The sequence below is a fragment of the Spiroplasma alleghenense genome (assembly GCF_003363775.1).
GTDB lineage: Bacteria > Bacillota_I > Bacilli_A > Mycoplasmatales > Mycoplasmataceae > Spiroplasma_B > Spiroplasma_B alleghenense.
Genome location: NZ_CP031376.1, coordinates 908,553 through 921,212, shown reverse-complemented (window position 1 = coordinate 921,212; position 12,660 = coordinate 908,553). Strand labels below are relative to the sequence as shown.

Genomic DNA, 12,660 nt, shown 5'->3' with positions numbered 1-12,660 from the left:
TTGAAGTTTTTTTACTACTATTTAATCCAAAATTTAATCTTGTGAATTATGATAAAATAACATAAAGAAAGTTGGTGATGACTATGAAAAAGCTGATTTTAATTTTAAGTTCATTCTCTTTTTTAACAATCCCAACAGTTACGGTGGTTTCTTGTGTAATTCCTGATGAAGAAATTCCTTGAGATAATAATGATGAAATACTGGATTCTTTGAATATTAAAAGAAAAGATATCTTTATTAAAGAGTCGACAGACAACGATGAAATTAAAGCATATTTTTTAAATCAGTTAGATAAAAACCCAGAAATAAAGGGCAAATATACTTTTGAAGCTATGGACTTTAACCACAAAAAAAACGCAGGATTTTTTATATTTTCACTAACCGAAGACATCAAAACAATTGGGGTTAAAGGTGATGAATTTGAGTTTAAGTTTTCAACACTTTTAGTAAATGGTCCAGAAGTTAGAGGTCAAACTCGACTGGGAGACTTTAACTTTAACACCGACGTTAAAGTTAAATTTGGTAGTGAAAGCGAAATTGTTGCAAATGCGATTTCAGAAGGTTTGGACACCACAAGCTTTTTTCAAGGAGCCACCAAAGTCGTTGAAATTCAAACCAGCAAATTTATGGAATTAGGTTCTTGTAAAGTATTGTTTGAAAAAGATGTTGATTTAGCATATAAAAAAGGAGACATTTTTGATTTTGACTTTAGAATCAACTGAACCAATCCAGAAAACGCTAGACAAGCTGATAGTATTTTGAACACTTCTTTAAAAGCCATTAGGGTTAGAAGCGACAGAAATAGTATAAGTGAAATTGAGACTCAAATTACCACTATTTTAAATTCTAATTTAAATCTTAATAATAAGTGAAAATATTATAACAAAGGTAATGGTGGTTACTTGAACTATGATTCAGAATCCAAACAAGGAGACTTTATTTTAGAATTCACTCAAGATGTCAATGAACAATATTCTGCTGGCGACTATAAAAATATGATGTTTTCGATTGATGAAAAAGACATGTCGGATTTGGAACGACCTACAACTAGTTTTTATGACTGTAATTTTTCAGGTTTAAGGTTGAAAGCAAATGAGAGAAAAGAAGAAGCGAAGCAAAAGGTTATTAAGATTTTAGACAGTAGTAGTAAACTCAAAAATAATTATGAATTAATTGATAGTAGTTTTTCTTTTGATAAAAATTTTAATTACTCAGTAAGCAATAATCTTTTATTTAAAATAAGAGCAACCAATGACATTGACTTAACTTTTGAAAAAAATGATATTAAATTCTTATATTACAATTTTGAGTTTGAAGGAACCCAAGAGTTTAAAATAAATTCCACAACTAAATATAATTTTATTATTGAAGTATTTTATGAAGAAATTCAAGAAATAATTAATAAAAATCAAAATTCAACAATTGGCAAAGTTAAAGAAGAAATTAATAGCCTTATTTATGAAAAAAGAGGATTTGAAATAGAGTTTGGCCAAGATAAAGATGTTTATCTAGGAACCAACTTATCAGATTTTGATGACTCAACTTTACTATCACAAATTTCAAAAATAAGATTGGTAGGAATTACCCAGAAAGTTTTAGGAGACCATACTTTTAATTTAAAATAGGAGAAAGAATGAAAAGTAAAATAAAAATAGTACAAGGATTTATATTTAAAGAAACTTTTAAGTCGTGAGGCTTAATGGTTTTTACTATTTCGTTACTGTTATCTCAAGTTGCTTTTAATCTTTTAATTATCAATTCTGTAATTAATGACTCATCTTTAAAACAAGAAGAAATATTCATAATTGTAAATGTGGCATTTATTATAGGATGAATTCTATTTTATCAAATATGATTTAATCAAAAGTTTTTTGGAAATCATTTCAGGCAAGAAATAATACGTATTGAACTATCAAGTTTTGTAACATTGGGAAAGTCATTTTCAATCCGGTTATTAATTAATCATTTAATTTCAATTATTCTGATTTTTTTGTTCTGATTAAGTTTAGCGATGGTATTATTAGTCAGATTAGATGGTGCTAGAAATTTATATTTGCAAATGACAACACCAATTTTTATAACTGCTTTAATAATTAATTCATTATTTTGTGGACTGGGAATTATATTACAAATGGGATTGCCAAAGTTATTCACCACGATATTCTTAGTTTTATTTTCTACCAGTTTAGCAGTTAGTAATTTTTCAGCCAACTTGCATTTTCAATCAACTAAGAAAAAAGAAACCCCACCAGACAACACCTGGGCTGTCAATCTAAATCGACAAACAATTAGCATTGATGAAGTTGTTAATTCATATCACTTAAGTGAAACAAATATCTTTATGGAAGAACTTTTAAAGTCATTTGAGTTCTGAGATTATGCATTCAAAAAAAGCGATTGTCAACATGAATGTATTATTGAAGACGAAAATAAAAATGAAGTTTACTCAGCCATCTTTAATGACTATCTTTTTTTAGATATTGATGAAAGAATTTTTGGTACATTTGGAAATCAATACAGTTATGAAATTAATTGAAAAATTAGTGATGACAAAATTGAATGAGAAAATGAAATGATTGCAAAAAAACTTCACCCTTTAGAAACTTTTTATTATGTCAATCAGAGCTTAAAAAATTATTACCAAACTAACAAGTTTTCTAGTTCAAGAGTTGATGACTGAACTAATTCGCTTTTTAATTTAGAACGCAGTAATTTAAAACCAATACATGATAATCCTTTCAATAACAACGCGATTTTAAAAACTTTAATTGAGATATCACAAGACCAAACATTATCACCATATTATTCTAACGAAGATATAATAGAAGTTTATGAAGTTGCTAACGAATTTATCAACAATTATTCTTATTATAATAATCAAAGTATCTCTCCACTGGATTTGAATTTAACTAATAAAGAAAGTTTCTTTTATAATAATGAACTTTACCCAACAGTCAATCAAGTTCATAAAGATTTTCAAGTTTCTTCAGGAGAGCGAATTTTAACAGGCTCAATTCTATCAATGATTAGAAATGCTTGAAATTATAATTTTGATTTATGAAATAATAGATCGATTAAAAATTATGTTAGAAAACAAAGAGCCAATGTTTACTTAAATTACATGTCGCAATTTTGAATTATGAATAATTTTGGTCAAAACAGTAACAGAATTGAATACCATAAATCTAATGCTAAAATAGCAAATGCCGCCAATAAATACTATTCGGTAAAAATAAATGAAGATTACGATTTATCGTATTTGATTGTCAGAAACCAGACAAATGAATATACTGAAAGAATAGTTAAAATAGATACCTATAAAAAACCTATAATCCAAATTTGAGGAATTTATCTGATGTGAACTTGTGCCGCAATGATTTCAATTTCCTTAAGCTATTTAATTTTCTACAAAAAGATTTCGAGAAGGAGATAATATGAAAAAATTACTTATTTTAAATAACATTGTTCAAAAAAACTCAAGACAAATATTTTATGATAATATCTCTTTTGAAATTGAAAAAGGAGAGTTAATTTATTTAGAGGATAATAGCGATAGTAATTTATTTAAAATAATTTCAGGACAAAGTAAATTCCAGCAAGGTAGCATTTTTTTAAACGGAACTAATTTAAGCGAGTCATCCTTACGACTAAAAATAAGTCATGTTTTGGATTATAAAAAATTACCAAACAAAATCTCTTTAAATAATTACTTGAATTATTGTGGAAGACTTAAATCAGTATCAAAAAAAGAATCAGATGATAAATTGATTCCACTGATTCATTATTTCGGATTAGAAAGTGAATTATTCAATAAAATATTTAAATTAAATCAACTGCAAAAATTTTGTGTTACTCTTTTTGTGGCGCTATTAAATCAACCAGAATTAATCTTGATTGAAATTGATTTTGCTGAATTCTCTAATGAAGAAACTATTAAAGCTATATCTTATATCAACGATCTCAATAAAACGGGCAAAACTTTTATAGTTAAATTAAAAGATATTTCGCTTTTTGAAAAATTTCAACAACTAAATTTTTCAAAAAATATCAAGATTGTGAATGGAGTTGTTTTATAAAATGGAGGTAAGAAATGAAAAATTTTAAAATAGGTTTTATTGGAACTGGAAATATGTCAACAGCAATTTTGCGAGGAATCAAAACTGATACAAAATTAGACAAATTGAAGATCTTTGCTTATAATAGATCTCAAGAATCAAAAAATAGATGTATAAATGAAGGTTTAGCTACTTCAGTTGATAGCCTGAAAGAGCTTATCGAAAAAAGTGAGGTAATTTTTTTGGGAATTAAACCAAAAGATGTCCCAGAACTATTGAAGGAAATATCACCATTTTTAAGTGAGGATAAAATCATTGTATCAATGGTGGTTGCATGACCTGTAGAAAGAATTGTTAAATCCTTATCAAACAATCATTTTAATAAAATTATTAGAATTATGCCAAACTTGAATGCTAGTTTATGTAAGTCATCGACAGCTATTTGTTCAAATTGAAAATTTAGTTCTGAGGAACGCGAACTTATGCATAACTTACTTAATTCTTTTGGGTCAAGTTATGAAATCAAAGAAGAGGATTTTGCTAAGTTTGCAGCTTTGGCGGGAAGTTCTCCCGCTCTAATTTTAAATTTCTATAAAAACTTTGAGCTTTTAGGAGAAGAGCTTGGCATAAATTATTTAAATCTTAAAGAGTTGTTTACAGAGGTTTTTATTGGTACATTGAAAAATTATTTAAATTCAAGTGATAGCCCGCAAGAAATAATTAATAAGGTTACTTCTCCAGGTGGGACAACAATTGCTGGGATTAAAGTTTTTAATAATGAAAAAATAGATTCAATTATAAAAAAAGCCATTCAGGCAATTTTGGAAAAGGATGCTAAATTAAGTTAGTATTTTGACTTAAATTATTTATATATATATAATAATTAAGAGGTAGACATGAAAAATAAAATTGAAAAATTAATAACTTTTTTAACTAGCAATCTATATGAAAGGGAAGAAGCGATTCACTTAACCCTATTGGCGCTTTTCGCAGAAGAGTCAATTTTTTTATATGGTAAACCAGGTTTGGGGAAATCAAACTTAGCTAAATTAATAAAAAAAATTATCAAAAATGGGGAAATTTTTGAGTATCTAATGAATAAATACTCAACACCTGATGAAATTTTTGGGCCCTTGGATATAGATAAATTAACTCATGGAGAGTATGTAAGAAAAACAGAAGGTTACTTACCAAAAGCTGATGTAGCGTTTTTGGATGAAATTTGAAAAGCGGGTCCAAGCATTCAAAATACTCTGTTAACAATTATCAATGAAAAGGAATTTAGAAATGGTAATAAGGTTAATCAAGTACCATTAAAACTGCTAATTTCAGCATCAAATGAATTTCCTGAAGAAAATCAGGGGCTTGAAGCATTATACGATCGTTTCTTAATTCGTTACGAAATCACTCCAATCAAGGATTTTGATAATATTTTAAAAATGATAAATTCTGAAGAGGTAATTAATCCAATTAAATTAGCTAGTGAAGATTTAATAACTCCAGAAATGATAAGAGAAATAAGTGAAATAGTTGACGGTAAAAAAGGAATGTTAATTACTTTATCTGATGATGTAATTAATTTTATTGAAAAATTAAAGGCTAATATTGAAGCTAAAACTGGAATTTATATTTCAGATAGACGATGAAAAAAAGTCATACGTTTAATGAAGGTAAGTGCTCATTGTTCTGGTCGTGATAAAGTAGAAATGGTTGATACATTTGTTGTAAACCATACTTTATGAAATAAATTAAATAATAATACTGTGAACGAAAGAACGGAAATAGGCTTAATCTATAAGGAGTTAATGAATAAAGAAGTTGGTATTAAAAGTGAAACTAGTTGAGCGGAAACTGAAATAAAATCTTTAACTGTTCAAGTAAAAAATGTTTTAAAAAATAATTTTTCAGACAAGAATTACACGAAAGAAATTGGAACTCGTTATAAATCAATTTTGAAAAGAATTGCACAAGAACGTAGCGTTTTAACAAAAGCTAGTTCTATATTCTTTCCTGTTGCTTTCAACGGAATTGACGGTGTTGATGTTGAAATTAGAAACGACTTTGAAAAATCTTTTGCTAAATTGCAAAAAATGGTAGGTTAAATGGTCAATTTAAAGCAAAGACTTGAGGGCGAAATAAGCAACCAATTGATAAATGAGATATCTAATTATCAAAAACAGTGATTTAAGCAGGAATACTATAAAGACTTTTTTGAAGCTTCAAATCAATCAGAAAAAAAAATAATGAAGGAAGTGTTCGAGGCCCAATTTGGAAATTACCAAATATTTGTCGATAGATTTCTTAGTGAGTTAAAAGTTAAAAATGACATAAATTATATTGAAAAAATGGGAGCAGCGAATTTTGAATATAATAAAAATCAAACTCAAGAATTTTTAAATAAGAATGAATCTTATTTTAAAGAAGATTTTCAAATTTTGCCAAGTCTTTACAAGGAAAGTGTAATGGAGGACTGGGTTTCTTCTTTAATAAATTTTGCCTTTACAGATATTTTTAAAAAAATTGAAAATGAATTTAAAATGAAAATAAAACAATACTTTGATAACTATTATCGAGAAATTGAAAATTATACTCAAAAAGCCAAAAAATTAGCTTATGATTATTTGGATAAAAAAGTTTACTTCCTTAAAACTCTTCCAGAATACAATGATTATATATTTCATTTAAACGGAAAAGAAAATATACTATTAAGTCGAAAAATTCGTGAGTTAATAGTTGGTTTTTTTAACCATTGAACTAAAATTATTAGTCAAATTAAGCCTAACGAAAAGATTGTAAACAATATTAAAGTTATTGAAAAAAATATTTCTCAAAATCACTTTATTGATGATTCTACGATTGACCTAACCTTAACTCAAATAGTTGATTTATTTGAACCAAACAAATTAGCGGTGGAAAAAGAACTAGAAAAAATCAGTTTAGAAGAAGGTAAAAAGGACAACTTCGATAGCATTATAGAAATTTTAGAGTCAGATATTTATGATGAGTTTTTATCTGAAATATTTATTTATATTAATGAAGGTGCCAATAAACTTGCTCGAGAAATTAAGGCAGATATTAATGGTTTTGTTAGTTTTATTGATACAACTCAGCCAGTTAGAGATATTTATGGACCAAGTTGGGGAATGGATTTTACTAAGGTTTCTGCTAAAGAAATTGAATTGATGATTAAATTATCTGAAGAAATAAAGAATAATTTAGTATTGCAGAGATTATTTGAGATTTTAGGTAAATTGTCAGGAGCGAAACAAGAATTTGATAAATCTCGTTTGCAAAAATCTTTTGAGAAAAAACAAAAAATTGAAGAGCAAAATTATCCCGAAGAAATATTAGGAATGAAATTGTCATCTGATATAGACCGTATTTTTGCAAGTGAATTGGCTTATTTAAAATCTCCTGCTTTAAAAAAATTATTTATGGTGAAATATTTGGAACAAAAATTTCAAACATTTGATTATAAAAATACCGAGACAATGGATGAGAATGAACTTTCTCGAATAAAAAAACAAAGAAGTTTAAGCCAAGAACAAAAAAGAGGTCCGATTATTTTAATAATTGATATTTCGGGAAGTATGCACGGAACCCCGGAGCTAATTTCAAAAGCGACCGCAATAATTATGAGTGCTTTGGCAAATAGAAATCGTCGTAGTATTTATCTAATCACATTTTCTACGGACATAAACTGACTTGATCTTACAGCAATGCACAGTGATGTAAAATTACTATACGATTTTTTATCAAAAAACTTTTCAGATGGGGGAACCGATTTCTCTACACCACTGCAAAAAGCGATTGAAATTATGCAAACAGATGAGTATCGAAATGCAGACGTTTTAATGATTTCAGATTTTTTGGGTGAGGAAATTCCAGAAAGTATTTTTCAAGAAATCAAAAAATTTCAAGTTGAAAGAAAAAATCGTTTTCATGCCTTAGTTTTAAGTAAGAGCCCTAATATGGGAATACTTAAAAATTTCAGCGCAGTTTGGAATTTAGACCCAGAGGATTTAAATAATTACAAAAAAACATTAAGAAAGATGAGTCAAATTGCTGAATTTTAAGGAGGGTTAAAATGATTAATGTTGATGATCAAATAAACCTTATCTCAGATAAACCTGGATGCTATTTATTTTATAATAGCGATGGTAAAGTAATTTATGTTGGTAAAGCCAAAAGATTACGTCGTCGCGTTTCTAGTTATTTTAAAAAGGTAAGTAGTATAAAAACAATGCAATTGGTCAGAAATATCAGTGAAATCAAAACATTTATTACTGAAAACGAACAAGAGGCGCTAATTCTTGAACAAAACTTGATTAAAAAATACAAGCCTAGATTTAATATAGTTTTAAATGATGACAAGCAATACCCTTATATTGTAATCACAAATGAACCAAATCCTCAATATCGATATTTGAGAAAATATGATAAAAATTCATTAAAGAGTTTTGGTCCGCTTCCTGATGGTACAAGTGCCAGGGAAATTTTAAAAATGTTGGAAAGAATATATCCCTTAAGAAGGTGTGCTGGTGATTTGGGTAAACCTTGTCTGTATTTTCATATTCAACAATGTTCTGGAGCTTGTTTTAAAGAGGTTAGTTGAGAATATTATCAGGATATGATTAATCATGTTGACGAATTTTTCCAAACCAGCAGTGATGAAGTCAAAGAAAAATTAACTCTAAAAATGACTCAAGCAGCAGATAATCTTCAATTTGAAGAAGCTAATAGAATTAAAAAGTTAATTGAGCATTTGAATTTTTCTCGCGTTGACCAAGAGGTTGATTTGAATGACAATCTTAACCGCGATGTTGTCGCTTCTTTTATCAGTGATAATAAGATTGCCTTTGCGATATTATTTTATCGTCAGGGTAAATTGGTTTTTAAAGATGATTTTGTTGGTGACTTTGAAGGACAAGATTTGAGTGAATTATACGAGTCATATTTGTCGCAAATTTATTCAAAAAATATGCTTCCTGATTATATTCTTGTTGATGAAGCAATTAAGATTGAGGATTTTGCAAACAATTATAATAATAAATTAGCAACAGTTGTCGGAGAAACTGAAAAAAAAATGCTAAACTTAGCAATGCTAAATGCTCAAGAAGTTCTACGACAATCACAATTATCAAAGTCAATTGTACTTAATAACGAAACGACAATTTTAAAAGAGCTTCAAGAAATGCTTGATCTACCATCATATCCTCATCATATTGAGATTTTCGATGTTGCTAATATAATGGATGAGTTCGTACTTGGTGCCATGGTTGTTTTTAAAGGTGGAAAACCAAGTTTCAACGACTTTAGGAAATACAACATCGAAATCGAAGAAAAGGGAGATTATCAAAGATTCCAAAATATGATTTATCGCCGCTACCAAAAGGCTCTTCGCGAAAATCAAGAGCTTCCTGATTTGATTATCGCTGATGGAGGTATAATTCAGGTAAATGCAATCCTTTCTCAATTAGAAATTTTGGATTTAAAAATACCAGTAATTGGTTTAGTGAAGGATCAAAATCATAGAACTGACCACATTCTTGATTTGAATAAAAAGGACTTTCTGATACCTCAACAAAGTCCTGTCTTTAATTTTTTGAAAAAATTACAAGATCGTGTGCATAACTTTGCAATTGCGGGATTTAGGAAAAATCAAGCTAAATCACTAATTCAAGACGTTCTCAAAGGTGTTCCCTTAATTGGGGCAACTACAATTGCTAAAATACGTAGTGTTTATCCCACTTTAAGTGAACTTAAAGGGGCAAAAATAGAGGACTTAGAAAAATTGGTTTCTAACAAAAAAGCTTGCGAAAACTTAATTTCCTTTATTAAAAATCTAAAATAGTTATCCACACTTATTATGTGGATAAACCATTCATATTAAATAAGATAAAAATTTCAAAATAGCCAAATATTCATATATAATGTTATAGTTAATAAAAAGGGGAATTATATGATTGATAAAACTGAAATTATTCTAACTGCCGAGGGTTTAGAAGACCTTAAAAAAGAACTTGATAACTTAATTAATGTTGTTAGAAAAGATGTAATTAAAGAACTTGTTGAGGCAAGAGCGCAAGGTGATTTAAGTGAAAATGCAGATTATGATGCAGCTAGAAACCGCCAGGCTGAAGTTGAAGCTCGAATCAAAGAAGTTGAAACAATGATTTCTAAGGCAAAAGTCATTGATAGTACTAAAAAAAGTGTTGGTGATGTAAAAATTGGAAGCACAGTAATTGTCAAAAACTTAAAAAATTCAACTGATGTTGAATTTAAAATTGTAGGGGCAATAGAGGCTGATCCTTTTAAAAACATGATTTCAAATGAGTCTCCACTTGCAAAAGCTATTTTAGGTCTTTCTATCGGTGATACAGTAGAGGTAAGAGAAGTTCGCGAACCGTACAAAATCACTATAAAGGAAGTTAAATAATTAAAATATAAAATCACGCCTAATAAATATTATTAGGTTTTTTTATTGGAGGTAATATGAAAATACAAAAAACTTATAAAAATCCTAAGCCAACTATTTACTTAGTTGGAACTCCAATCGGAAATCTTCAAGACATGAGTTTTAGATCCATTGAAGTACTAACATCAGTTGATGAAATTTATTGTGAAGATACCAGAACGAGTTCTACACTATTAAGTCATTATAAAATTAAAAAACCTCTTGTATCATTTCATAAATTCAATGAAGCTAGTAGACTAGAAAAGATAAAAGAATCCCTTGAACAAGGCAAAAATATTGCAATTATTTCTGATGCGGGAGTTCCTGTAATTTGTGATCCGGGAGCTAAATTGCTAGAAAAATTAATTAATGATGATAAATTTGAACACTTTAGTATTACTGCAATTAATGCTGGTCCAGCTTATATACATTGCCTGATAGTTTCTGGATTTTCTGGAATCGAAAATAACTTTCTAGGATTCTGAGATCAAAAGAATAAGAATCAGGAATTAGTGATTAATAACTTCAAAAAAGATGTGGCATATATATTTTATGAGTCAGTTCATCGAATCAGACAAACACTTTTATTTTTGTCACAAAAACTTGGTGGAGAATCAAAAATACTAATCGGAAGAGAAATAACTAAAATTAATGAAGAGTTTGTTTGATTAAGTGCTAGTGAAATTCAGGAGTACTTAGACACTAATCAATTAACAGAAAAAGGGGAATTTGTGGTCGTATTAATTCCAGAGATGGGAAACTTAAAATTATCAATTTCAGAAGAAGAACAAATTGAAAAAGTAATGATTGAAAAGAACAATGGACTAAACACTAAGTCTGCAATTTCTAAAGTATCAAAAGAATTTGGTTTAAATAAAAACAAGTTATACGAACTATTTCATAAAAAATAGGTAATTACCACCTTTTAAACGAAATAAAATAGGGGTGATACAATCAAAGAGTTAAATTATTCTGAATGCTCAGAAATTTTCGCAGGGGCAGGAATCACTGGGGCAATTCTTTCGGGAATAACAGGAATTATAAATGGTATAACAGACTTTATTTCAACAATTGCTGGAATTACTTTTATGTTCATTAACGGTACTAGTGCAAATCAAGGTAGTTATAAAATGAAGAACTTTACTACAACCTGAGATAATTCTGAAAAATTAAAAGCCGAAAATTCAAGCCAAAACAATTATAATAACCTTTTAGTTTTTTAAAAAACTCCTAAAACCCCTTTTTTAATTGAAAATAAAAAGGTAATATAATTCTATAACAAAGGGGAATTTATGAAAGTAATTAAAGTTTTAAACAACAAAGAAGTGGGTAAAATGACAGCAGAACTCATTTTAGAAAACATCCACTCAAATCCAAGCATTGTCTTGGGATTAGCAACAGGAAGCACTCCTGAGTCAACCTACGAATATTTGATAGGTGATTTTAAAAAAAATAAGACCGATTGATCAAAGGTAAGAACCTTTAATCTTGATGAATATGTAGGTTTAGAACCAACGCATAAAAAATCATACAGATATTTTATGGATGAAAAGCTTTTTAAAAGCGTTAACATCAATATAAAAAACACACATGTTCCTAATGGTATTAACAATACTGATCCAGAAGCGTACGATAAATTGATTGCTGAAAATGGTGGAATTGACCTACAATTATTGGGGATAGGGACTAACGGTCACATCGGTTTTAATGAACCTGGGACAAGTTTTGAGTCTTTAACTTCGGTGGTAGATTTAGCTCAAGAAACAATCGATGTTAACTCAAGATTTTTTGCATCAATTGATGAAGTGCCAAAGCAAGCGATTTCAATGGGTTTACAATCGATTATGAATGCTAAAAAAGTCGTACTAATAGCTATTGGTAAAAATAAGGCAGAAGCTATTAAACAATTAGTAAATGGTAATATTTCAATTAACTGACCATGTACTGTGCTTCAAAAACACAAAGATGTTACCATTATTGTTGATGAAGAAGCGGCTAGCTTAATTTAAGAGTATTAATTAAATTTATTTCTTGCAATACAAATTGCAAATGTATATAATTAATAAGGTTGACAGTTTCAACCGCTCTTTTGTGCGTTATGAAGAAGTTTTAAACTCACGTACAAGGCGAGTCTATACTGAAGGAGAT

Annotated in this window: 11 protein-coding genes and 1 other annotated feature; of the genes, 10 read left to right on the top strand and 1 reads right to left on the bottom strand. The window is 28.6% G+C overall.

Annotated features, from left to right (window positions below; translation table 4 throughout):
- Positions 1–83: 83 nt before the first annotated feature.
- The 9 genes from SALLE_RS04185 to rsmI all read left to right on the top strand — a co-directional run bounded on the left by SALLE_RS04185 (position 84) and on the right by rsmI (position 11,423).
- Entirely contained in the window at positions 84–1,625 is a 1,542-nt protein-coding gene (locus tag SALLE_RS04185; protein ID WP_115558370.1) for a hypothetical protein, read from the top strand.
- 8 nt (positions 1,626–1,633) lie between these two features.
- Positions 1,634–3,433 carry a hypothetical protein gene (locus SALLE_RS04180; RefSeq protein ID WP_115558369.1) on the top strand — a complete coding sequence of 600 codons (1,800 nt, stop codon included), beginning with the start codon at positions 1,634–1,636 and terminating at the stop codon, positions 3,431–3,433.
- A 1-nt stretch (position 3,434) separates the two neighbouring features.
- Positions 3,435–4,076 carry an ATP-binding cassette domain-containing protein gene (locus SALLE_RS04175; RefSeq protein ID WP_115558368.1) on the top strand — a complete coding sequence of 214 codons (642 nt, stop codon included), beginning with the start codon at positions 3,435–3,437 and terminating at the stop codon, positions 4,074–4,076.
- A 14-nt stretch (positions 4,077–4,090) separates the two neighbouring features.
- Complete coding sequence (gene proC / locus SALLE_RS04170) at positions 4,091–4,903, top strand: pyrroline-5-carboxylate reductase (protein WP_115558367.1); 813 nt, start codon at positions 4,091–4,093, stop codon at positions 4,901–4,903.
- Positions 4,904–4,951: 48 nt separating this feature from the next.
- Positions 4,952–6,157, top strand: coding sequence for an AAA family ATPase (locus SALLE_RS04165; RefSeq protein ID WP_115558366.1), 1,206 nt, complete (start codon positions 4,952–4,954; stop codon positions 6,155–6,157).
- Positions 6,158–8,131 (top strand): VWA domain-containing protein, encoded by a 1,974-nt coding sequence (locus tag SALLE_RS04160; RefSeq protein ID WP_115558365.1) that lies wholly within the window; start codon positions 6,158–6,160, stop codon positions 8,129–8,131.
- Positions 8,132–8,142: 11 nt separating this feature from the next.
- Positions 8,143–9,909, top strand: a complete 1,767-nt coding sequence (gene uvrC / locus SALLE_RS04155; protein WP_115558364.1) for an excinuclease ABC subunit UvrC — start codon at positions 8,143–8,145, stop codon at positions 9,907–9,909.
- Between the two features lie 108 nt (positions 9,910–10,017).
- Complete coding sequence (gene greA, locus SALLE_RS04150; protein ID WP_115558363.1) at positions 10,018–10,494, top strand: transcription elongation factor GreA; 477 nt, start codon at positions 10,018–10,020, stop codon at positions 10,492–10,494.
- Positions 10,495–10,550: 56 nt separating this feature from the next.
- The gene (gene rsmI, locus SALLE_RS04145; protein ID WP_115558362.1) at positions 10,551–11,423 is read left to right on the top strand and encodes a 16S rRNA (cytidine(1402)-2'-O)-methyltransferase; all 873 of its coding nucleotides are present in this window, start codon (positions 10,551–10,553) and stop codon (positions 11,421–11,423) included.
- 56 nt (positions 11,424–11,479) lie between these two features.
- Here the strand turns inward: rsmI and SALLE_RS06100 are convergent, their stop codons facing one another.
- Positions 11,480–11,608 (bottom strand): hypothetical protein, encoded by a 129-nt coding sequence (locus SALLE_RS06100; RefSeq protein WP_281267719.1) that lies wholly within the window; start codon positions 11,606–11,608, stop codon positions 11,480–11,482.
- A gap of 196 nt (positions 11,609–11,804) precedes the next feature.
- On the opposite strand from SALLE_RS06100, the gene nagB reads away from it, so the two are divergent.
- A complete protein-coding gene (gene nagB / locus SALLE_RS04140) occupies positions 11,805–12,521 on the top strand; it encodes a glucosamine-6-phosphate deaminase (RefSeq protein ID WP_115558361.1) in 717 nt (238 codons plus the stop codon).
- Between the two features lie 60 nt (positions 12,522–12,581).
- Positions 12,582–12,656 (top strand) — a sequence feature (ribosomal protein L21 leader region).
- Positions 12,657–12,660: the final 4 nt, after the last annotated feature.